Here is a 23316-nt window from a genome sequence, read left to right as displayed (position 1 = left end):
CTAATATTTACCGATGGTGAGTGTCGCCAGCCGGCCGCTGAAAGTGGCGGACCTGAATCTGGAAACCATTACGTAAGCCTACATAGAGGCTTTCCCCGGGAACGAGTCCCGCAGCGGTGGCCCAATGGGCCAGATCATCTTGTTCAAAACCCAGCCACAGATCACCGCAGGCTTCGCGGGCCCATGCCTGATTATGGCTGCACAACTCTGTTACCAGCAGGCTACCGCCAGGGCGCAACAAGTTGGCCAGTTGCCTGAATGCTTCGGCCGGTGCGGCGAAATGGTGCAAGACCATGTTCACAACGACACAATCGGCTTGGATCTGTGCATCCTGCAAAGCGTCAGCGAGGATCAGGCTGACGTTCTCCAGTGACTCGCGTTCACACAACTGGCGGGCCAGTTCAAGCATCGCCGGGCTGTTGTCCAGTGCCGTGACCTGGTGAAAGCGACGGGCCAGGTCAGGCAAGAAACTGCCATCTCCGGGGCCCACTTCCAGGGCCGTGGCCGCTGGGTTGAAGCTTAGTTTGTCGAGCAAGGCCAGGACGCTATCCCGGTACTGCGGCAAACCTGCGATCAAATCCTGTTGAGCGCGAAACTTTTCGGCGACCCGCGAGAAAAAGTCCTGACTGGCCGCAGCACGTTGCCCATGGACGGCACTGATACGTGCCTGTACATCGGTGGGCAGGGTCAGGTTGTCGACTTCTTCCAGCAGCGCTGCGTGCAACTTCCCGCCCGGCAGTTCGGTGTGGGGCAGGGCACGGCGATAAAAAATGGCATTGCCTTCGCGTCGGGTTGCCACCAGTTGCGCCTGTGACAGCACCTTGAGGTGGTGGCTCATTCCTGACTGGCCGGTGGCGAAAATATGGGTCAACTCCAGCACGCCAAACGAATCATTGGCCAGCGCGCGCAACACATTCAGTCGCAGCGGATCGCCTCCGGCCTTGCACAGGGCCAAGAGCTCATCGCAATCGTCGTGGCGGATTGAAGGCGCGTGTAGGTTCATGGGGCCGCAGTCTAGTTACCCCGTTCGCGGCCCGCAAGTTCAATATCAAAACTTTTCGATATTGGGTGATGGATGGCGCGTTTGTCGGATGGGTTGTGTCTATTAACGAAACGAAATGTCCGATCCTTAACAGCTTGAACGGTTAAGCACAGGAAAAACGTCCCAAGTGACTATCTGTCATTGCCCCGAGGGCAGTGCCTGAGGGAAAATGCTCGCCTTTTTTGCGTTCCGTTTTATTTAAGTTCGTTTTTACCAAACCTAGGAGAACAGCGATGCCCAGCCGTCGTGAGCGTGCCAACGCCATTCGTGCACTCAGCATGGATGCCGTGCAAAAAGCCAACAGCGGCCATCCCGGTGCCCCTATGGGTATGGCGGATATCGCCGAAGTACTGTGGCGCGATTATCTGAAGCACAACCCGAGCAACCCTGCATTCGCTGACCGTGACCGCTTCGTGCTGTCCAACGGCCACGGTTCGATGCTGATTTACTCGTTGCTGCACCTGACCGGCTATGACCTGTCGATCGAAGACCTGAAAAACTTCCGTCAACTGCACAGCCGTACCCCGGGCCACCCGGAGCTGGGCTACACGCCGGGCGTTGAAACCACCACCGGTCCTCTGGGCCAGGGTTTCGCCAATGCCGTGGGTTTTGCTCTGGCAGAAAAAGTCATGGGCGCGCAGTTCAACCGTCCTGGCCATAACATTGTCGACCACCACACCTACGTATTCATGGGTGATGGCTGCATGATGGAAGGCATTTCCCACGAAGTTGGCTCGTTGGCCGGCACCCTGGGCCTGAGCAAACTGATCGCGTTCTACGATGACAACGGCATCTCCATCGATGGCGAAGTTGAAGGCTGGTTCACCGACGACACGCCAAAGCGTTTCGAAGCCTACAACTGGCAAGTGATCCGCAACGTTGACGGTCACGACCCGGAAGAAATCAAAACCGCGATCGAGACTGCACGCAAAAGCGACAAGCCAACGCTGATCTGCTGCAAAACCACCATCGGTTTCGGCTCGCCGAACAAACAGGGTAAAGAAGACTGCCACGGCGCTCCATTGGGCCTGGAAGAAATCGCTCTGACCCGCAAGGCGCTGAACTGGAACCACGGTCCTTTTGAAGTCCCGGCCGATATCTACGCCGAATGGGATGCCAAGAAAGCCGGTGCTGTTGCCGAGTCCGAGTGGGACAAGCGCTTCGCCGCCTACGCCGCCGAGTTCCCGGAGCTGGCTGCAGAACTGTCCCGTCGCCTGAGCGGCAAGCTGCCAGCTGACTTCGATGCCAAGGCTACTGCCTACATCAATGAAGTGGCTGCCAAAGGCGAAACCATCGCCAGCCGTAAAGCCAGCCAGAACGCCCTGAACGCCTTTGGCCCGCTGTTGCCGGAACTGCTGGGCGGCTCTGCTGACCTGGCCGGTTCCAACCTGACCCTGTGGAAAGGCTGCAAAGGTGTTTCGGCTGAAGACGCCAGCGGCAACTACATGTACTACGGCGTACGTGAGTTCGGCATGAGCGCCATCATGAACGGCATCGCCCTGCACGGCGGCCTGGTGCCTTACGGCGCTACCTTCCTGATGTTCATGGAATACGCCCGTAACGCCATCCGCATGTCGGCCCTGATGAAGCAGCGTGTGATCTATGTATTCACCCACGACTCCATCGGTCTGGGCGAAGACGGCCCGACGCACCAGCCGGTGGAGCAACTCACCAGCCTGCGTACCACGCCGAACCTGGACACCTGGCGTCCGGCCGACGCGGTGGAATCTGCAGCGGCCTGGAAATTCGCCCTGGAGCGCAACGACGGTCCGTCCGCGTTGATCTTCTCGCGTCAGAACCTTAACCATCAAACCCGTGATGCTGCACAAATCGCAGACATCAATCGTGGCGGTTACGTGCTCAAGGACTGTGCAGGCGAGCCTGAACTGATCCTGATCTCGGCCGGTTCCGAAGTGGGCCTGGCGGTTCAGGCTTACGAGAAGCTGACCGAACAGGGCCGCAAGGTGCGCGTGGTTTCGATGCCATGCACCAGCGTTTACGAAGCTCAAGACGCAGGCTACAAGCAGTCGGTTCTGCCGCTGCAGGTCAGCGCGCGGATTGCGATCGAAGCTTCCCATGCAGACTACTGGTACAAGTACGTGGGCCTGGAAGGCCGCGTTATCGGCATGACCACCTACGGCGAGTCGGCGCCTGCGCCTGCCTTGTTCGAAGAGTTCGGTTTCACCCTGGAAAACATCCTGGGTCAGGCTGAAGAGCTGCTGGAAGACTAAAAGCGCCAGATCGCGAGCAAGCTCGCTCCTGCAGGATGGTTATTCATTCTGCAGGCGCGGCCTTGCTCGCGATGGCATTAGCGTCACCCGACAATTCGAGAACCCCATGCCTCAACCGCGTCCTTACAAAGTTGCACTCAACGGCTACGGCCGGATTGGTCGTTGCGTCTTGCGTGCGTTGTTTGAGCGAGGGGCCGCTGCCGGGTTTGAAATTGTTGCACTCAATGACTTGGCCGATATGGCCAGCCTCGAATATTTGACGCGCTTCGACTCCACCCATGGCCGGTTCCCCGGCGAGATACGGATCGAAGGCGACTGCCTGCATATCAATGGCGACTGCGTGAAAGTGTTCCGCAGTGCCACCCCGGAAGGGATCGACTGGGCCGCGCTGGGCGTTGACCTGGTGCTGGAATGCTCCGGCGTCTACAACACCCGCGCCGACGCCCAGCGCTTTCTTGATGCCGGGGCTCCCCGCGTATTGTTTTCGCAACCGATGGCCAGCGACGCCGATGTCGACGCCACCATCGTGTACGGCGTCAACCAGCACACGCTGACCGGCGAAGAGCGTCTGGTGTCCAATGCCTCCTGCACCACCAACTGCGGCGTGCCGCTGTTGCGCTTGCTGGATCAGGCGTTTGGTCTGGAGTACGTGTCGATCACCACCATTCACTCGGCGATGAACGATCAGCCGGTGATTGATGCCTACCACCACGAAGACTTGCGTCGTACCCGTTCGGCGTTTCAGTCAGTGATTCCGGTCTCCACCGGCCTGGCCAAAGGCATCGAACGTTTATTGCCGGAACTTGCCGGCCGAATCCAGGCCAAAGCAGTTCGGGTGCCGACGTTAAACGTGTCGTGCCTGGACATTACCCTGGTCACGGCGCGCGACACCGACGCCGTGGAAGTCAACCGCGTGCTGCGCGAGGCTGCCACCAGCGGCCCGCTCAAAGGCTTGTTGGCCTATACCGAATTGCCCCACGCCAGTTGTGATTTCAACCATGATCCGCATTCGGCGATTGTTGATGCCAGTCAGACCCGGGTTTCCGGCCCACGGCTGGTGAACCTGCTGGCCTGGTTTGACAACGAATGGGGTTTTGCCAATCGAATGATCGATGTGGCAGAGCACTATTTGCACGTTACCCACCCCAACCCCGCTCTCTAACATTAGAAACTCAGGAACTGCGACCCATGACCGTGTTGAAGATGACCGACCTCGATCTGCAAGGTAAGCGCGTACTGATCCGCGAAGACCTCAACGTCCCGGTAAAGGACGGTGTAGTCACCAGCGATGCGCGCATCCTTGCTTCGCTGCCGACCATCAAGCTGGCGTTGGAAAAAGGCGCGGCTGTCATGGTCTGCTCACACCTGGGACGTCCGACTGAAGGCGAGTTCTCGGCTGAAAACAGCCTCAAGCCTGTCGCCGAGTACCTGAGCAAAGCCCTTGGCCGCGACGTGCCGCTGGTCAGCGACTACCTCGATGGCGTCGACGTTGAGCCCGGCAACATCGTGCTGTTCGAAAACGTGCGCTTCAACAAGGGCGAAAAGAAAAACGCCGACGAGCTGGCCAAGCAATACGCCGCCCTGTGCGACGTATTTGTAATGGATGCGTTCGGTACTGCGCACCGTGCCGAAGGTTCGACCCACGGCGTAGCCAAGTTCGCCAAGGTTGCAGCGGCAGGCCCGTTGCTGGCGGCCGAGCTGGAAGCACTGGGCAAGGCCCTGGGCGCCCCGGCCAAGCCAATGGCGGCGATTGTTGCTGGCTCCAAGGTGTCGACCAAACTTGAAGTGCTCAACAGCCTGAGCCAGATCTGCGACCTGTTGATCGTGGGCGGCGGTATCGCCAACACCTTCCTTGCCGCTGCGGGTCACCCGGTGGGCAAATCGCTGTACGAGCCGGATCTGCTGGACACCGCCCGCGCCATCGCGGCCAAGGTCAACGTGCCTTTGCCGACTGATGTGGTGGTTGCCAAGGAATTCGCTGAGTCGGCTGTAGCGACGGTCAAACTGATCGCTGACGTGGCAGCAGACGACATGATCCTGGATATCGGTCCGCAAACGGCCGCGCACTTCGCAGAACTGCTGAAGTCGTCCAAAACCATTCTGTGGAACGGCCCGGTGGGCGTTTTCGAATTCGACCAGTTCGGCGAAGGCACCAAAACGCTGGCCAAAGCGATTGCCGAAAGTTCGGCATTTTCCATCGCTGGCGGCGGCGACACCCTGGCGGCCATCGACAAGTACGGTATTGCCGATCAGATTTCTTACATCTCCACCGGCGGCGGTGCATTTCTCGAGTTCGTTGAGGGCAAGGTATTGCCTGCCGTTGAAATCCTGGAAAGCCGCGCCAAAGCCTGAACATGACTCAGGCCCTGAAAGGAAGCATCGACATGGTCAAGTTGTTACCGCTGTTAATGATTGCGGGCTTTTTGGCCGGTTGTGCCGGTTCGAGCAAGCCGACGCCCGAGGCTGCAACCCCTGAAGAGAGTGGTTGCTACCAGGCAGAATGGCAGGCGCAGAGTGTGCCGCTGGTGAATAAACGCTCAGGGCCGGAGGCGCTGGAGAAATACGAGTCGCCCCAACCTTCAAAAGAGCACGGGTGCCCGTAAAGTGGGTGAGAGATATTGTGGCAGCTGGCCTGCCAGCGATGGCATCGAGGCGGTTTGCCTGACAGACCGTATTACCTGCATCGCTGGCAAGCCAGCTCCCACATTAAATAGCGAGTAGCTATAGCTGAAGCTGTAACGTTTCAGCTCAACAGAATTCGCATTTCAGGGGCGCGCCCCCGATCTGCAATAACTTGAATAGCAGCCGCCGCTACGGCAGGCTTGCACGATTAACGACCCTCGTCCGGGAGAGACACACACAATGGCACTTATCAGCATGCGCCAGATGTTGGACCACGCCGCCGAATTCGGCTACGGCGTTCCAGCCTTCAACGTCAACAACCTTGAGCAGATGCGCGCCATTATGGAAGCCGCTGACAAGACTGACTCCCCGGTGATCGTTCAGGCTTCGGCCGGTGCGCGTAAATACGCAGGTGCACCGTTTCTGCGTCACCTGATCCTGGCGGCAATCGAAGAATTCCCGCATATCCCGGTGTGCATGCACCAGGACCACGGCACCAGCCCTGACGTCTGCCAGCGCTCGATCCAGCTGGGCTTCAGCTCGGTGATGATGGACGGCTCGCTCGGCGAAGACGGCAAAACGCCGACCGACTACGACTACAACGTGCGTGTCACTCAGCAGACTGTTGCCCTGGCCCACGCCTGCGGCGTATCGGTTGAAGGCGAGCTGGGCTGCCTGGGTTCCCTGGAAACCGGCATGGCTGGCGAAGAAGACGGCATCGGCGCAGAAGGCGTTCTGGATCACAGCCAGATGCTGACCGACCCGGAAGAAGCGGCTGACTTCGTCAAGCGCACCCAAGTGGACGCCCTGGCTATCGCCATCGGTACTTCCCACGGCGCTTACAAGTTCACCAAGCCACCTACCGGTGACGTGCTGGCCATCGACCGGATCAAAGAGATCCACAAACGTATCCCCAACACTCACCTGGTGATGCACGGTTCGTCGTCTGTGCCACAAGAGTGGCTGGCGATCATCAATGAATTCGGCGGCGACATCAAAGAAACCTACGGTGTGCCGGTAGAAGAAATCGTTGAAGGCATCAAGCACGGCGTGCGCAAGGTCAACATCGACACCGACCTGCGTCTGGCATCCACTGGCGCCATGCGTCGCCTGATGGCCACCAACCCGAGCGAGTTCGACCCGCGCAAGTTCTTCGGCGCAACCGTGACCGCCATGCGTGACGTGTGTATCGCACGTTACGAAGCCTTCGGTACTGCCGGTAATGCCTCGAAGATCAAGCCGATCTCCCTCGAAGCCATGTACCAGCGCTACCTCAAAGGTGAGCTGAACGCCAAGGTCAACTAAGACCCCGGCGTTTAAAAAAAGCCCGCTGCGATTCGCAATGCGGGCTTTTTTGTGGGCGTCATCCGGGACGCTGTAATTGCTCCGGGTCGACGCCGTTGCCCTGGAGCAGTGCATCCACCAGCGAACGGGCCATTTCCACCGAGTGCACCAGCGACCACACCAAGCCGCGCTCGATGCCACTGGCCATTTCAGTGATCTCGTCCGAGACCTCTTCTGCGCTCTTGAGCATCACTGAGACATGCACCAGGGCCTCCAGTGCAGGGATGTCGGGCAACACTGCAAAGGGAGAGCGGGGGCTGATTTTCCGGGGACGGGTAGGTTCAAGCTCATCGAGCAGGGCGGGCGCAGCGCGCAGGCGGTCGAGAATGCGCCGGGTTGCTTCATCGTATTGATGATCATCGCGCTTGATACGTTTGGGCTTGGAAGCTTTCATGGGTTTTCCACGCAGGCCATCATTCGAGCCAAGACTGAGGCGACTCAAGAAGATAGCCCCGTGACTTTCAGCGCAGCAAGTGGCACTCGAGGCGAAATTACATTCCAGGACGCGTCCTACGTGTTTCAGAGTAAGTTCTGACTTTGCGGCCCGGATGTCAGAGTTTGATGTGGTCAATATCCAGTTTGCTGAACGCTCAGGTTCCAGGTTGCCAAATCAATCATGACTAGCCATTTAAAATGGCCACTTACAGCGATAAAACCGCAGTGCAGGCTCTAAACCGGGACCTGGAAGGGAAGTCTTTATAAAGCCTGACGGGTGGCCAGTTGAAGTGATGGCACTGCTTAATCCTGAATTCGCTACACTGGCGCACCTTTACGTTGTACGTTGGCGCCCCATGACTGTCCTCAAATACCTCCAGGCTTATCCCCAGACCTTGCAAGATCAGGTGCGTCACCTGATTGAGCGCGATCAGCTGGGCAGTTACCTGAGTGAGCGTTATCCACAACGTCACGCGGTGCAAAGCGACAAGGCCTTGTATGCCTATGCGCTGGAACTGAAGCAGGAACACCTGCGCAATGCGCCGTCCTTCGACAAGGTGCTGTTTGATAACAAGCTGGATCTGACCCACCGTGCGCTGGGTTTGCACACCACCATTTCGCGGGTGCAGGGCGGCAAGCTCAAGGCCAAGAAAGAGCTGCGCGTAGCTTCGTTGTTCAAGGAGGCGGCGCCAGAGTTTTTGAAAATGATCGTGGTCCATGAGCTGGCACACCTCAAGGAGTCAGATCACAACAAGGCGTTTTACAAGCTGTGTGAATACATGCAGCCGGGCTACCACCAGCTGGAATTTGACCTGCGGGTGTATCTCACGTGGCGCGACATGCAGGCTGGTCGATGACAACCTGCAGGCGCCTGCAGTAGTAGTCGCCAAGTACAGATATCAGGAGTTCTGAATGGAAGTCAGCAAAACCAAAAGCAGCTTTTACCGGCGCCTGTATGTGGCCTGGTTGATCGACAGCCAGACCGCCAGCAGTGTTCCAGCCCTGACCGAGGTCACCGGTATGCCGCGCCGTACCGCCCAGGACACCATCGCCGCGCTGGCCGATCTGGACATCGTCTGCGAATTCGAGCAGCAGGATGGTGCCCGCAATCATGCCGGCCGCTATCAGATTCACAGCTGGGGCCCGGTCGACAAGGCCTGGATCGGCCAGCATCTGGCGCAGATCAAGCAGGTACTCGGTTATCCCTGAGGTGTTTGATTACGGCGCATGCCGATATGCGGGATGTCATCTTCAAGATAGATTTCGCCCTCGGCGCTAAACCCGTGTTGCTCGTAGAACGGCTGCAAATGAGCCTGGGCTGACATGAACACGGGTTGCCCGGGCCAGTAGTCATCGATATTTTCCAGTGCTTGAGCCAGCAGCTCGTGCCCCAGCTTTTGCCCGCGGCCCGCAGGGGCAATGATCACCCGGCCAATGACCACATCCCCGCCCTGGGAATCAGGATCGAGCAGCCGGGCGTATGCCACCAGCTGGTTGTTCTGCCAGCCCATCAGGTGCAGGGTATCGCCACTGAGGTCTTGTCCATCGACGTCCTGATAGGCGCATTTTTGCTCGACGACAAATACCTCCGAACGCAGCTCCAGTATGGCGTAGAGCTGTTCCTTGCCCAGATCGGTGTGGTGTTTGCAGAGCCAGTCAGTGGTCACGGTCCAGTCCTTGTGCTAGAAAACGATCAGCGGATAGTAGGCCCGAAGCCCGGTGGCGCCAAGCGCTAAGGCGCTTTGATCAAATGCGCGGCCAGGGTCCGCAATGGCCCCAGCTGACGGCAAATCAGCGCCAGCTGGGTTTGCACCAGGCGCTGGCTTTCGTCGAGCTCATCCGGCATCTGTTCCAGCTCATTGGCCAGCGCTTCTTCTTCGTCACTCTGCACCGCCACGGCCTGTTTGGTGGTCAGGCCTTGAGCGATCAGGTCGATGCTGTCAGCGATCCTGCGCCCCGCGCCTTCGATCAAGTGCTCGCGAATGTCGCTGGGCAACCGGGTGTCGCGGTGCGCGCCCAGGCCCGACAAATAGCTGAGCAGGGTGTGTGAAAGCACCAAAAAGCGGAAGCCCATATCGGCATCCTTTCGGAAGTGCCCCGGCTCCATCAGCATGTTGGCCAGTGTGGTCGACAGGGCAGCATCGGCGTTGTGGGCGTTGCGCCGCGCCAGACGATACGCCAGGTCGTCACTTTTGCCCTGGGCGTACTGGTGCATGATTTGCCGCAGGTACTGACTGTTGCAACTCAAGGTATTGGCCAGCACCTGATTCAGGCGTCGGCCCTGCCAGTCAGGCAAGAACAGGAACACCGCTGCGGCAGCAATCACGCTGCCCACCAGGGTATCGAACAGTCTTGGCAGAAACAGCCCGTAACCGTCGCCCACCTGATTGAAGCAAAACAGAATCATCAGGGTGATGGCGGCAGTGCTCAAGGTGTAGCGGGTAGTGCGGTTGATAAAGAACACCACCCCGGCGACCACCGCGAACATCGATTGCACCAGCGGGTTGGGGAACAGGTCGAACAGCGCCCAGCCCACGGCCAGGCCGATGGCCGTACCTATGATCCGCTGGCTGAACTTGCGGCGTGTCGCGCCGTAACTCGGCTGGCACACGAACAGCGTGGTGAGGATGATCCAGTAACCCTGGCTGGGGTGAATCCAGTGCACCATCGCAAAGCCGATGGACAACGCCAACGGCAGACGCAGGGCGTGGCGGAAAATCAGCGAAGTGGGGGTGAGGTGCTGGCGCAAGCGCGACCACACATCCTTGAGGTTGCGCGGCGAACGATCCAGCAGGCTGCTGTCGGTGGCATCGGCAAGGCTGTCAGGGTTGCTGGCATCGCTCAGCAGGCGGTCCAGCGTACCGAGGTTGGCGGCCAGCGCCCGCAGTGAACGCAACAGCCCGCGCCAGGCCGGGTTGCTCTGGATGCGCAGATGCTCCAGGGAGGCGTGCAGATCGCCCAGGGCCTCGGCAAAGCTGTCGTCATAGACGAATGGCTGGCGCAGCTTGATCGACTCTGACAAGCGCTGGCAGGCCACGCCTTGCTGGCGCAACAGACGCTGGCAGCGGAACATCACATCGCTGTGAAAGAACGCCTCGGCCAGTGCGTTGTACGGGTAATGGGAGGAGCTGGCGCGCTCGTGGATGTCCTGCGCGAGGAAGTACAACTTGAGGTAGCGGCTGAGCTTGGACCCCGGCCTGGAGTTGCCGACCCGGTGCAAAATGATTTCCTTGGCGCTGTTCAGGGCGGCCACCACCTTGCCGTTCTGGCGTGCCAGTTCCAGCCGGCCGGCCTCGACATCCAGCTTGCGCACGGGCTCGAACAGCGAGGACTTGATCTTCAGATACAGGCCCAGCTCCCAGAACAGCCGCGCCAGGCTTTGCTGCACCGGCTGGTGGGAAAACAGGGCCTGCCACAGTACCGACAGCAGCCCGTACCAGGCCGCGCCCGCCACCAGCAGCAAGGGCTCGTGCCAGAAATTGAGCACTTCCCCGCCGCGCTGATCGACCCCGATCATGGTGTACACGGCCAGAATCAGCGTGGCTGAGGCAATCGCCCCGTAGCGCTCGCCCAGCGCCCCGAGCATGGTCAGGCCGAAGCTGGCCAGCGCCAGTGCGCAGACCATCAACCAGGGGTAGGGGAAAAGTAATTCGACACTGAAGGCCGAGGCACTGAAACACACCAGGGTCACCAGCAACGCGTTCAGTCGGCCTTGCCAGCTGTCATCGGTCTCGGACAGGGCGCTGGCGATAATCCCCAGGAACAGCGGGATCAGCAGTGACATCTCGTCTTGATACCAGCAAAAAGCCATGCTGCCGGTCAGGGCGATAAATACGCGAACGCTGTAACTGAACTTGTCCCGTGCCCACAAGCGGCGCAGGGACTGACTGAAGGAGGTCGATGACATGGAGGTGGCGGTGCCTGGCTCGTATTTCGCTAAATTGAGCCAGATAAGACGACAGCGCAATGACACTCTTCACATCGGACACAAAATATTTTTTGACTCAGACTCTGTAGCCGCAGCCTTCGACAGCGGCCACAGGGTGACGACGTCAGACGAACTGCGCCGCGGCGTACCCCGAAGCCCACGCCCACTGGAAGTTGAAACCGCCCAGATGGCCGCTCACATCCAGCACTTCACCGACAAAGTACAAGCCGGGGCTCTTCAGCGACTCCATGGTCTTGGATGACACTTCACGGGTATCGACCCCGCCCAGTGTCACTTCCGCGGTGCGATAGCCCTCGGTGCCGGCCGGTACCACTTTCCAGCACGCCAGCCTGTCAGCCACTTCCGCCAGCTCGCCCGGGGTGTATTGCTTCATGGGCTTGGACACAAACCAGTGCTCGGCCAGCAAGTTGGCCATCTTCTTGGTGAAAATCTCACCGAGCAGAGTCTTCAGTTCGCTGTTCGGGCGTTCGGCCTGCTGGGTATGCAGCCAGCTCAGCGCGTCGAGGTCGGGCAGCAGGTTGATTTCAACCGTATCGCCGGAGTTCCAGAACGACGAAATCTGCAAGATCGCCGGTCCGCTCAAACCGCGGTGGGTGAACAGGATATTTTCCCTGAAGCTCTGATCGTTGCAGCTCACCAGGCAGTCCACCGAGGTCCCGGAGAGCTCGGTGCAAATCTCTTTGAGCTGATCGGTGATGGTGAAGGGCACCAGACCTGCGCGGGTCGGCAGCAAGGTGTGACCAAACTGCCTGGCCACTTGATAGCCGAAACCGGTGGCGCCGAGGGTCGGAATCGACAGGCCGCCGGTGGCGATCACCAGCGACTGACAGTTCAACTGATCCAGGGTGGTGTTGAGGCTGTAGCCGGTTTCGGTTTTTTCGATCTGCTCCACCGAGGTGTCCAGGTGCAGGCTGACGCCGGCCTGTTGGCACTCGCTCAGGAGCATTTCGAGGATGTCGCTGGATTTGTTATCGCAAAACAGCTGGCCGAGTTTCTTCTCGTGGTAGGGCACGCCGTGCTTGCTGACCAGTTCGATGAAATCCCATTGGGTGTAACGCGCCAGCGCCGACTTGCAGAAGTGCGGGTTCTGCGACAGGAAATTGTTCGGTTCGGTGTACATGTTGGTGAAGTTGCAGCGGCCACCGCCCGACATCAGGATCTTCTTGCCCGCCTTGTTGGCGTGGTCAATCAGCATCACCTTGCGCCCACGCCCGGCAGCGCTCAGCGCGCACATCAAACCTGCGGCGCCAGCGCCAATAATCACAACGTCGGTAGAGCGCAAAGCGGTGTCCTCACAAAAATTCTCTGTTTAAAAGCACTGTGGGAGCTGGCTTGCCAGCGATGCAGGCAACCCGGTCCGAGGTGCTGACATCGCCGGCAAGCCAGCTCCCACAATGAGTGTGTCGTTTGGGTTTACAAAACCCGGACGCGCAGTACGCGGCCTTTGATTTTGCCTTCGCTCAGGCGCTGGGCCGCTTGCTTGGCAATAGTGCGGTCAACGGCCACGTAGGCCTGGAAGTCAAAGATCGCGATCTTGCCGACCTGGGCGCCGGGGATGCCCGCGTCGCCAGTCAGGGCGCCAAGGATGTCGCCCGGGCGAACCTTGTCTTTACGGCCTGCACCAATCACCAGAGTGCTCATGGCCGGCAGCAATGGCGCGCCGCCCTGGGATTTCAGGGTGTCCAGGGTTTCCCAGTTCAGCGGAGCTTTCTGCAGTTGCTCGATGGCTTGGGCGCGGTGCGCTTCGGACGGAGCAACCAGGCTGATCGCCACCCCTTTTTCGCCAGCGCGGCCGGTACGGCCGACACGGTGAATGTGGATTTCCGAATCGCGGGCCAGTTCGACGTTGAGCACCATGTCCAGTGCATCGATGTCCAGACCACGGGCGGCAACGTCTGTGGCTACCAGTACCGAAGTCGAACGGTTGGCGAACATCGCCAGTACCTGGTCACGGTCGCGCTGTTCCAGGTCGCCGTGCAGGCCGACGGCGGAAATGCCCTTGGAGGTCAGGTGATCAACGGTTTCCTGAACCTGCTGCTTGGTGAAGCAGAAAGCCACGCACGATTGCGGACGGAAATGCGCGAGCACTTTGGTCACGGCGTCCATGCGTTCTTCAGGCGAGATTTCGTAGAAACGTTGCTCGATCTGGCTGTCAGTGTGCAAGGCCTCAGCTTTTACCTGCTGCGGGTTGCGCATGAACTTGGACGACAGTTGCTTGATACCGACCGGGTAGGTGGCCGAGAACAACAGGGTCTGACGGCGTTCCGGAGTCTGGCGGATGATGTCTTCGATGGCATCGTAGAAGCCCATGTCGAGCATGCGGTCAGCTTCGTCGAGTACCAGAGTGTTGAGGCCGTCGAGTTTCAGCGAGCCTTTGCGCAAGTGCTGCTGGATGCGCCCCGGGGTGCCGACGATGATGTGCGCGCCGTGCTCCAGCGAACCGATCTGCGGGCCGAAGGACACGCCGCCACACAGGGTCAGCACCTTGATGTTGTCTTCGGCGCGAGCCAGACGGCGGATCTCTTTGGCAACCTGGTCAGCGAGTTCGCGGGTTGGGCAGATCACAAGGGCCTGGCAACCGAAGAAACGCGGGTTGATCGGGTTCAGCAGGCCGATGCCGAAGGCGGCAGTTTTGCCGCTGCCGGTCTTCGCCTGGGCGATCAGGTCCATGCCTTTGAGGATCACCGGCAAGCTCTGCGCCTGGATCGGCGTCATCTGGGCATAACCGAGGGAGTCGAGGTTAGCCAGCATGGCGGCGGACAGAGGCAGAGAGTTAAAAGCGGTGGCAATGGTGGTCACGAGACTGGCCTGCAAAACAAAATGTCGCGCAGTGTAACAGCCCTATGCCCTTAGCCTGAACATTCTGGACGAGTTGTCATCTGAACCCTGACAACTCTGTAGGAGCGAGCTGTTAAAAGCTCGCTCCTACAGGTGTTGCGTTCTTAATGCTCCAGGTCGTGCTCCGAGTTGGCCTTGGGCTTGCGCCCGTCCTTGGGTGACAGCTGCAGGAAGATCGCGGCCGCCAGCATTGCCATGATGCCCACTGTCAGGAAGGTCAGCTGGAATGCTCCAAGTACCGTATCCACGCCCTCATCGCCGCCATCGCCGGTAAAACCGCCGAGCAGGGCCCCGGCGCACGCCACACCCAGGCTCAAGGACAGCTGCGCGACCACCGACAGCAAACTGTTGCCGCTGCTGGCGCTGGCGTCGTCGAGGTCGATCAGGGTGACAGTGTTCATGGCCGTGAATTGCAGCGAGTTGATCGCGCCCAGAACGGCCAGCATCCCCAGCAGCAGCGGGTACGGCGTGTGCTCGGTGACCAGGCCCATGCTGGCCAGCATCAGGCCCAGGGCAAAGGTATTGGTCGTGAGCACGGTGCGATAGCCCACGCGCTCGATCAGCGGCCGGGCCACCCACTTGGCCAGCATTGCGGCGGCCGCCAGTGGCAGCATGCTCATCCCGGCCTGGGACGGCGAATAGCCCAGGGCGACCTGCAGCAGCAGCGGCACCAGAAACGGCAAGGCGCCGCTGCCGAGCCGGGCAAACAGGTTGCCCAATATACCCACGGCAAAGGTCCTGGTTTTAAACAGCACCGGCGAGAACAGCGGGTTGCTGATATTGCCTGCCCGCAGCCAATAGGCCGCCAGGCACGCCAGCCCCGCGAATAGCAGCAACATCACCCGCAGGTGCGGCATGTGCAATTCGCCCAGGCCTTCCATGGCAATGGTGATAAACACCATCGCGGCACCAAACAGCACAAAGCCCAGGGTATCGAAGCGCGTACGCTCGCTGCCGCGCAGGTCCGGGATGAAGTGCCAGACCGCCCAGCAGCCGAGCATTCCGACGGGCAGGTTGATCAGGAAAATCCAGTGCCAGCTCAGGTACTGCACCATCCAGCCGCCCATGGTCGGCCCGATCAGGGGGCCGAGCAAACCGGGGATGGTGATAAAGCCCATGATCCGCACCAGCTCCGAACGCGGATAAGCCTTGAGCACCACCAGTCGCCCGATGGGCAGCATCAAGGCACCGCCCAGGCCCTGTACGATACGTGCGCCGATCAGCTCGTTGAGCGTGCCGGACAGCGCGCACAGCAACGAACCGAAACTGAACAGGAGGATGGCGCTGAAGAAGATCTTTTTGGTGCCGAAGCGGTCGGCGATCCAGCCTGATGCCGGGATCAGCAGTGCAACGGTAAGCATGTAGGCGACGATCACGCCTTGCATGCGCAGCGGGTTTTCTTTCAGGTCGCTGGCCATGTCGGGCAGTGCGGTATTGAGGATGGTGCCGTCGAGCGACTGCATGAAAAACGCGATGGCCACTACCCAGGGCAACCAGCGAAGGACTTCAGGACTTAGAACCGGACGTACGGGCATAGGACCTCTTTTTATGAACAGTCGAGAACCCGCTGCGGGGCCGGTTGGCCCCACTCTGTGGGAGCCGGCTTGCCGGCGATGGTCAGGAAAGCCCGGTTGCACCAATCGCCGGCAAGCCGGTTCCCACAGTGGGCAGGGGGGTTAAAGCGTCAATGTCAGTTTTTTTACCAGTGCCCCCGGCAACAGGTTTGACGCGGTCTGGCGCTGGTCATAGGTGCTGGCCGACAACAGCAGCTCGCGCTCCACGGTCAGTGCTTCAAGTTGTGAACCCAGCAGACTATAGACGCTGTCATCAAAGCGCATGGTGTTGACCGGTGCCTTGATTTCGCCGTTTTCCACCCAGAACGTGGCGAAGCGCGTCATGCCGGTCAGGCGTGCCGCCGACTGGTCGGAGTAGTTCAGGTACCACAGGTTGCTGATGTATAGCCCGGTACCCAACTGCTTGAGGATATCGGCCTGTTCCAGGCTGCCCGCTGCCATCGCCAGTGCGCTGGGCCCTTCACCCCAGGGCGCGCCGTTGACCTCGAGGCCGTACTCGGCAGCACTGCGCGAGCCCACCAGTTGCTGGTTGGCCTTGCCGTGCCTGACCAGCGACAGGTCCTGGCGCGGATAACCCTCAGCGGAAAACGCCGGGCTCAGGGACTGGCTGACCTGTTCGTCCAGCGACACCAGCGGGCTCAGTTGCGCATCGCCGGCGTAGAGTTTTTGCAGCGGGCTGTACTTGCTGGCCAGGGCCTGGGCCGAAAACCCACCCCAGCTCAACATGCTCATCACTTCTTCCAGTGCCGCCGGAGCCAGATAAGCACGGTATTCGCCGGGTGCCAGGGCATGCAACGGACGATCCAGATAGGCCAGCTGTTCGCGGGCCGATTGCATGCGCCGGGCAAAGCCCTCGCTGTCCCAGTCGGCCCCGGCGTAGCTGGCTTTGACTGCCTGGCCGTTGCTGTGGAACAGGCTCCAGTCAAAATTGAAACTGTTGGCCTGATGCCAGCCCAGTGCGCCTTCGGAGCTGGCGTAGCCATAGCTGATCGGGCCGCTGGCATAAAAGCCCACCAAATCGATGCCCTCGGCGGCGCGGCGGATTTCCTCCAGCACCCGGGCGGTGTCCGGCAACGGCTGATCCTGCACATTGTGGCTTTGCCACGGCTCGGGGTTGAGCAGCAGCCAGGGATCAACCGGTAGCAGGGGCAGGGTGTCGCGCAATTGTTGCAGTGCTTCGGACAAGCGCTGCTGATCGACCGCCAGTTCACCGGCGAGGGTGATGCTGACGTCAGCGTGACGCCCGTTGTCGATCAGCTTCAGGCTCAGGCTCGCCTGCTGCACCAGCCCCGCCTGGCGTACCTTGCCCTTGTTGAAACGAATAAATTCCGAGGCTTCGGCGTTGTAGTCCAGGGTGAATTGCTCGGGACTGCGCAGCGCATCGCGCAGCCACTGCACCAGTGCCTTGAACTGCCCGGCCTGACTCATTGGGGTACTCATCAGGCATCGCCTCCAAACACGTCGATATTACTGAACACGCAGGCCGGGGATGCATGGCCCACCCGGATCACCTGATTGGGTTCGCCTTTGCCGCAGTTGGGGGTACCCAGCACCTTGAACGTGCTGGCGTCGCCCACGGCGCTCAGGTTGCGCCAGAACTGCTCGGAGATACCGCGGTAGTTGGGGTTCTTGACCACGCCCTTGAGTTCACCGTTTTCGATCAACTGGCCCCATTCGCAGCCGAACTGGAATTTGTTGCGCGCATCGTCAATCGACCATGAGCGGTTGGTGGCCATCAGGATTCCGTTTTCGATATTGCCAATCAGTTGCGCCATCGACTGGTCGCCGGGTTCGATATTGAGGTTGGCCATACGGTCTATCGGTGGACGATTCCAGCTGCAGGCGCGGCTGTTGGCTACGCCGTCGAGACCTGCGCGAAATTGCGACAGCGCTCCGCCCAAAGGCCGCAGCAGCAAACCTTCACGGATCAGGAACTCCTTGTGCGCCGGGGTACCGTCGTCGTCAAAGCTGTAGCTGGCCAACTGCTCGGCAATGGTCGGGTCGAAGGTCACGTTGAGCAGCCTGGAGCCGTATTGCAGGTTGCCGAAGTCACCGGCCTTGACGAAGCTGGTGCCCGCGTAATTGCGCTCGTCGCCCAGAATGCGGTCAAGCTCCAGCGGGTGGCCGATGGACTCGTGAATCTGCAGAATCATCTGGTCGGGCAGCAACAGCAGGTCGCGCTGGCCCTGGGGCGTGTTGGGCGCAAGCAGCAACTGCAGGGCTTGCTCGGCGACCTGGGGCGCGGCGCCGATCAAGCCGCAGCGGCCAATCACATCCACGCCGCCTTGCTGGCCAAAGTTTTCCCGGCCCAGGCTGCGGGTCTGGCTGTCATTGCCGTCATAGGCGGTGACGCTCATGCCCGGAAACACAAAGCGCTGGGCCCGGCGCAACTCGGCGCCGGCGCTGTTGAGATAAATCTGCTCGACGTGGTTGAGTCCCAGGGACACGTCCCAGCTCACCAGTCGCGGGTCTTTGGGCACGGCTGCCGACTCGGCGCCCAGCAGCTCAAAGCACTCGCTGAGGGACGGGAATGTCTGGTCCAGATCGGGCGAGTAATAGTCGGCGCGTTCCCGGGATACCGGTTCCAGGGTCAGGTCGAGCAACGCGTGGGGCGTGATCAGGCGGGCCTGGGCCTCGGCACGATCCAGGGCGGCCTGCAAACCGGCCTGTGACAGGTCGTTGGTGGCGGCATAGGCTTCAACGCCCTTGACCCGCACGGTCAGCATCGCGCCCTGGTCGTGACTGAAGGCAGGAGGTTCTGCAACGTTCTTGCGTACCGACAGGTGTTGCCCGGACTCGCGCACATAACGCAACGAAAAGAACTCGGCCCGGGTGCGCAACGCGGCAAAGCGCTGCTTGAGCTGAGGGTAGAAATCGAACATGCACAGACCTCCGAACATCGGAAAGTGTATCGAAGCTTGGGTTTGGGAACTGAAGCGAGGCACTAGAGTAGGCCTGCGTTGAGGCCGGGACAAGCGGGGAGGGATGAAACTGCAGCGGTTGCGGGAGCGGGCTTGCCCGTGATGCGCACGACCCGGTACTTCAGGCAAATCGAGGTGATGCTATAGCAGGCAAGCCCGCTCCCACAGCAGCAGGAACGGGCTCAATCGCAATCGCGGTTACTGCGCGGTACGGCTCACATCACGCAGCGGCTTGCCGCGTACCGGTGCATCGCCTGCAACGTAGTAGCTGGCTGTGCTGCGCGGCAGTGGCGCACGACCACGGATCTTGTCGGCGATTTTCTCGGCGATCATGATCGTTGGTGCGTTGAGGTTACCGGTGGTGATCAGCGGCATGATCGACGCATCGACTACCCGCAGACCCTGCATGCCATGCACCCGGCCTTCGCCGTCCACTACGGCCATTTCGTCGGTACCCATCTTGCACGAGCAGGAAGGGTGGAACGCCGTTTCCGCGTGTTCACGGATAAAGGTGTCCAGCTCTTCGTCAGTCTGCTTGTCGATACCCGGGCTGATTTCACGGCCACGGTACGCGTCCAGAGCCGGTTGCTGCATGATTTCCCGGGTCAGGCGGATGCCGTCACGGAATTCCTGCCAGTCCTGCTCGGCCGCCATGTAGTTGAACAGGATGCTCGGGTACTCGCGCGGGTCCTTGGACTTGACGTTGATCCGGCCCCGGCTCGGCGAACGCATGGAGCCCATGTGTGCCTGGAAACCGTGCTCTTTCACACCGTTGCTGCCGTTGTAGTTAATCGCAACCGGCAGGAAGTGGTACTGGATGTTCGGCCATTCGAACTCTTCGCGGGTACGGATAAAACCGCCTGCTTCGAACTGGTTGCTGGCGCCGATGCCTTTGCCCAGGAACAACCACTCGGCACCGATGGCCGGCTGGTTGTACCACAGCAATGACGGGTACAGCGAAACCGGCTGGGTGCATGCGTATTGCAGATACAGCTCCAGGTGGTCCTGCAGGTTCTGGCCGACGCCCGGCAGGTCGTGAACCACCGGGATATCGAGGCTGTTGAGCAGTTCGGCCGGGCCGACGCCGGAGCGTTGCAGCACGGTTGGCGAACCGATCGCGCCGCTGCACAGCAGCACTTCTTTACGGGCCTTGGCCAGAATGCGGGTGTCGCTGTCGCCGACCATGTAGGAAACGCCAACCGCACGCTTGCCTTCAAACTCGATCTTGTCGGTCAGGGCGTGGGTGACGATGGTCAGGGTCGAACGCTGCTTGGCGGTGTCCAGGTAACCGCGAGCGGTACTGGCACGACGACCGTTTGGCGTGACGGTACGGTCCATCGGGCCGAAACCTTCCTGCTGGTAGCCGTTCAGGTCCTCGGTACGCGGGTAGCCTGCCTGTACGCCGGCTTCAACCATGGCGTGGAACAACACGTTGTTCCCCGCTTTTGGCGTAGTCACGCTGACCGGGCCATCACCGCCGTGGTAATCGTTGGGGCCGATGTCGCGGGTTTCCGCTTTACGGAAGTACGGCAGGCAGTTCAGGTAATCCCAGTCTTCGAGGCCTGGCAGTTTTGCCCAGCCGTCGTAGTCCATCGCGTTGCCACGGATGTAGCACATGCCGTTGATCAGGGAAGAACCGCCCAGACCTTTGCCACGGCCACATTCCATGCGGCGGTTGTCCATGTGGGGTTCCGGATCGGTTTCAAAGGCCCAGTTGTAGCGACGGCCTTGCAGCGGAAACGCCAGAGCCGCGGGCATCTGGGTCCGGAAATCTAAACGGTAGTCCGGGCCGCCTGCTTCGAGCAGCAGCACGGTGACGCCTTCGTCTTCAGTCAGACGGGTCGCCAGGGTGTTACCGGCAGAGCCGGCACCAATGATGATGTAATCGAATTCTTGGGACATAAAATGCACCCTCTTTGAAGTTGGTCGGGTCATGGCGAGCGCTTCGCCCCCCATCGCCGGCAAACCGGGCTCCCACAAGGTGCGTGGGAGCTGGCGTGCCGGCGCTGGGGGCGCTGGCTTAGAACACCGAAACGTAATCGCCCAACTCAACCTGTACCGATTTGATCTGGGTGTACTGCGCCAGGGAGCTGATACCGTTTTCGCGGCCAATACCCGACTGCTTGTAGCCGCCTACCGGCATTTTTGCGTCGGACTCGCCCCAGGCATTGATCCAGCAAATGCCCGCTTCCAGCTGATGAATCACGCGGTGGGCGCGGTTCAGGTCTTTGGTCACGACACCGGCAGCCAGGCCGAACTCGGTATCGTTGGCGCGACGGATCACTTCTTCTTCGGTGTCGTAGGTGAGGATGCTCATCACCGGGCCAAAGATTTCTTCTTTGACGATGGTCATCTCATCGGTGCAGTCGGTGAACACGGTCGGTGCCACGAATGCGCCCTTGGCCAGGTCACCCTGGGTCAGACGTTCGCCGCCGCACAGGAGGCGGGCGCCTTCTTCCTTGCCCTTGGCAATGTAGCCCAGCACGCTTTCCATATGAGCAAAGCTGACCAGCGGACCGAAGTTGGTGTTTTCGTCTTCCGGGTTGCCGATACGTATACGGGCAACGCGCTCCAGAATCTTGGCTTCGAACGCTGCTTTCAGTGCGGTCGGGACGAACACGCGGGTGCCGTTGGTGCACACCTGGCCCGAGCTGTAGAAGTTGGCCATCATCGCGGTGTCAGCCGCGCGATCCAGGTCGGCGTCGTCAAAAATGATCAGCGGCGACTTGCCGCCCAGTTCCATGGTCACTTCTTTGAGCGAAGAGCTGGTGGCGCTGGAGGTAACTTTCTTGCCGGTGTCGGTGCCGCCGGTGAACGAGATTTTCTCGATGCGCGGGTGCTCGGTCAGCCAGGTGCCGACTTCGCGGCCGCTGCCGGTCAGTACGTTGAACACGCCGTCCGGTACGCCGGCAGCGGTGTAGATCTCGGCCAGTTTCAAGGTGGTCAGGGAAGTGACTTCACTTGGCTTGAAGATCATCGCGTTACCGGCGGCCAGTGCCGGTGCGGATTTCCACAAAGCGATCTGGATCGGGTAGTTCCATGCGCCGATACCGGCCACAACGCCCAGCGGCTCGCGACGGGTGTAAACGAACGAAGTGTCGCGCAGCGGGATCTGCTCGCCCTGAATGGCGGGCACCAGGCCTGCGTAGTATTCCAGTACGTCGGCACCGGTCACGATGTCCACGTAACGGGTTTCGGAGTACGACTTGCCGGTGTCCAGGGTTTCCAGGGCAGCCAGTTCATCGTTGCGCTCGCGCAGGATGTCCACGGCCCGGCGCAGGATGCGCGAACGCTCCACGGCAGTCATGGCAGCCCAGATTTTCTGGCCTTTTTCGGCGCTGACAACAGCGCGCTCAACGTCTTCTTTAGTCGCACGTTGCACTTGCGCAAGGACTTCGCCGTTAGCCGGGTTGATGGCATCGAAGGTTGCATCGCTGCTGGCGTCGGTGTAGCCGCCGTCGATGTAGAGTTTTTGCAGTTCGAAACGGGCCATAAAATCCTCGCAAGTGCATAAGTGGTTGGCGTTCATCGTGAACCTGGATGCCATCTAACTGGGGCAACTCAGATTCACGACAGTTCAGGGGTTAAGCATTGATTGAGGCCTAACTCACCTTTTTCGCCAGTTGTAGATCCATGTATTCGTAGCAGATGCGTTGTGCCTGTTCGGTGTCGAAAGCGTCTCCCGACAGGGCACCCCGCAACCATAGACCATCGATGAGAGCTGCCAGGCCCCGTGCTGCATTGCGGGCTTGGGCCTGCGGCAAAACCCGGCGGAACTGGCAGCACAGATTGGAGTACAAGCGGTGATCGTTGATCCGCTGCAATCTGTGCAAAGACGGTTGGTGCATGCTGGCGGCCCAAAAGGCCAGCCAGGTTTTCATTGCCGGGCCACTGACCTGGCTGGCGTCAAAGTTGCCTTCAACGATTACCTGCAGGTGAGCCCTGGGGCTGTCATCGCTCAGCGCCTGGCGGCGGGCGGTGACGTTGTCGATCAAGACGTTCATCAAGTACCGCATGGTGGCGGCAATCAGACCGTTCTTGTCGCGAAAGTAGTGACTGATGATGCCATTCGACACACCGGCCAAACGGGCAATCAGCGCAATGCTGGCATCGGCCATCCCGACCTGATCGACTGCCGTTAACGTGGCTTCGATCAACTGCTGGCGGCGTATGGGTTGCATCCCGACCTTTGGCATCTTGCAAATCTCCTTGGGCCTGCGAGCAGTGCAAATCGATCACTGAGCGAAGACCAGTCTATTTTGTTTTGATTGAACGTTCAATCAACAAAGAATAAGCTCTGCGACAAATCGTCGCGATTTATGCCGTTTGCCTGGGCATCAATGGCGCAAAACGACACAGC

At 60.1% G+C, this 23316-nt stretch carries 19 protein-coding genes; 7 read left to right on the top strand and 12 right to left on the bottom strand.

From position 1 onward, the window contains the following. Positions 1–7: 7 nt before the first annotated feature. Positions 8–1003 carry an ArsR/SmtB family transcription factor gene (locus tag JQ845_RS18835; RefSeq protein ID WP_004419611.1) on the bottom strand — a complete coding sequence of 332 codons (996 nt, stop codon included), beginning with the start codon at positions 1001–1003 and terminating at the stop codon, positions 8–10. A 272-nt stretch (positions 1004–1275) separates the two neighbouring features. Between JQ845_RS18835 and tkt the strand changes: the two genes are divergently transcribed. The 5 genes from tkt to fba all read left to right on the top strand — a co-directional run bounded on the left by tkt (position 1276) and on the right by fba (position 7200). Then, on the top strand, positions 1276–3273 hold the full coding sequence (tkt, locus tag JQ845_RS18830) for a transketolase (RefSeq protein WP_203009348.1): 1998 nt from the start codon (positions 1276–1278) through the stop codon (positions 3271–3273). Between the two features lie 106 nt (positions 3274–3379). Further along, positions 3380–4435, top strand: coding sequence for an erythrose-4-phosphate dehydrogenase (epd, locus tag JQ845_RS18825; RefSeq protein ID WP_010656695.1), 1056 nt, complete (start codon positions 3380–3382; stop codon positions 4433–4435). A 26-nt stretch (positions 4436–4461) separates the two neighbouring features. Next, positions 4462–5625, top strand: coding sequence for a phosphoglycerate kinase (locus JQ845_RS18820; protein ID WP_004419608.1), 1164 nt, complete (start codon positions 4462–4464; stop codon positions 5623–5625). A 32-nt stretch (positions 5626–5657) separates the two neighbouring features. After that, positions 5658–5876 (top strand): hypothetical protein, encoded by a 219-nt coding sequence (locus tag JQ845_RS18815; RefSeq protein WP_004419607.1) that lies wholly within the window; start codon positions 5658–5660, stop codon positions 5874–5876. 259 nt (positions 5877–6135) lie between these two features. Beyond that, positions 6136–7200, top strand: a complete 1065-nt coding sequence (gene fba / locus JQ845_RS18810; protein ID WP_004419605.1) for a class II fructose-bisphosphate aldolase — start codon at positions 6136–6138, stop codon at positions 7198–7200. Between the two features lie 58 nt (positions 7201–7258). On the opposite strand, the gene JQ845_RS18805 is transcribed toward fba, so the two are convergent. Further along, on the bottom strand, positions 7259–7633 hold the full coding sequence (locus JQ845_RS18805) for a hypothetical protein (protein ID WP_010656693.1): 375 nt from the start codon (positions 7631–7633) through the stop codon (positions 7259–7261). A 397-nt stretch (positions 7634–8030) separates the two neighbouring features. On the opposite strand from JQ845_RS18805, the gene JQ845_RS18800 reads away from it, so the two are divergent. Both JQ845_RS18800 and JQ845_RS18795 read left to right on the top strand, forming a co-directional pair. Continuing rightward, entirely contained in the window at positions 8031–8531 is a 501-nt protein-coding gene (locus JQ845_RS18800) for a M48 family metallopeptidase (RefSeq protein ID WP_004419601.1), read from the top strand. 55 nt (positions 8532–8586) lie between these two features. Further along, positions 8587–8883 (top strand): winged helix-turn-helix domain-containing protein, encoded by a 297-nt coding sequence (locus JQ845_RS18795; RefSeq protein WP_004419599.1) that lies wholly within the window; start codon positions 8587–8589, stop codon positions 8881–8883. Here JQ845_RS18795 and JQ845_RS18790 read toward each other — a convergent pair. From JQ845_RS18790 to betI, 10 genes are all read right to left on the bottom strand, one after another. Further along, the gene (locus tag JQ845_RS18790; protein WP_004419598.1) at positions 8874–9341 is read right to left on the bottom strand and encodes a GNAT family N-acetyltransferase; all 468 of its coding nucleotides are present in this window, start codon (positions 9339–9341) and stop codon (positions 8874–8876) included. The two genes, JQ845_RS18795 and JQ845_RS18790, sit on opposite strands and share 10 nt — an antisense overlap. Positions 9342–9406: 65 nt before the next feature. Next, positions 9407–11581: a YccS family putative transporter gene (gene yccS, locus JQ845_RS18785; RefSeq protein ID WP_004419597.1), complete on the bottom strand. Its 2175-nt coding sequence runs from the start codon at positions 11579–11581 to the stop codon at positions 9407–9409. A 145-nt stretch (positions 11582–11726) separates the two neighbouring features. Continuing rightward, on the bottom strand, positions 11727–12905 hold the full coding sequence (locus JQ845_RS18780) for a BaiN/RdsA family NAD(P)/FAD-dependent oxidoreductase (RefSeq protein ID WP_010656692.1): 1179 nt from the start codon (positions 12903–12905) through the stop codon (positions 11727–11729). Positions 12906–13036: 131 nt separating this feature from the next. Beyond that, positions 13037–14374 (bottom strand): ATP-dependent RNA helicase DbpA, encoded by a 1338-nt coding sequence (gene dbpA / locus JQ845_RS18775; RefSeq protein WP_232286864.1) that lies wholly within the window; start codon positions 14372–14374, stop codon positions 13037–13039. A gap of 191 nt (positions 14375–14565) precedes the next feature. Next, entirely contained in the window at positions 14566–15996 is a 1431-nt protein-coding gene (mdtD, locus tag JQ845_RS18770; RefSeq protein ID WP_004419591.1) for a multidrug transporter subunit MdtD, read from the bottom strand. A gap of 141 nt (positions 15997–16137) precedes the next feature. Continuing rightward, entirely contained in the window at positions 16138–17475 is a 1338-nt protein-coding gene (locus JQ845_RS18765) for a TldD/PmbA family protein (RefSeq protein WP_010656691.1), read from the bottom strand. Then, positions 17475–18917: a TldD/PmbA family protein gene (locus JQ845_RS18760; protein ID WP_203009347.1), complete on the bottom strand. Its 1443-nt coding sequence runs from the start codon at positions 18915–18917 to the stop codon at positions 17475–17477. Before JQ845_RS18760 ends, JQ845_RS18765 begins: the two co-directional genes overlap by 1 nt. Before the next feature lie 237 nt (positions 18918–19154). Then, positions 19155–20858: a choline dehydrogenase gene (betA, locus tag JQ845_RS18755; protein ID WP_203009346.1), complete on the bottom strand. Its 1704-nt coding sequence runs from the start codon at positions 20856–20858 to the stop codon at positions 19155–19157. 118 nt (positions 20859–20976) lie between these two features. Further along, the gene (betB, locus tag JQ845_RS18750) at positions 20977–22449 is read right to left on the bottom strand and encodes a betaine-aldehyde dehydrogenase (RefSeq protein WP_004419584.1); all 1473 of its coding nucleotides are present in this window, start codon (positions 22447–22449) and stop codon (positions 20977–20979) included. Between the two features lie 109 nt (positions 22450–22558). Further along, positions 22559–23152, bottom strand: coding sequence for a transcriptional regulator BetI (betI, locus tag JQ845_RS18745; RefSeq protein WP_004419582.1), 594 nt, complete (start codon positions 23150–23152; stop codon positions 22559–22561). Positions 23153–23316 lie beyond the last annotated feature (164 nt).

Origin of the sequence: Pseudomonas paraversuta (genome assembly GCF_904063065.1) — a bacterium.
GTDB classification, from domain to species: Bacteria; Pseudomonadota; Gammaproteobacteria; order Pseudomonadales; family Pseudomonadaceae; genus Aquipseudomonas; species Aquipseudomonas paraversuta.
The sequence above is the reverse complement of the archived record's forward strand: the minus strand, read 5'-3'. Positions and strand labels throughout refer to the sequence as shown.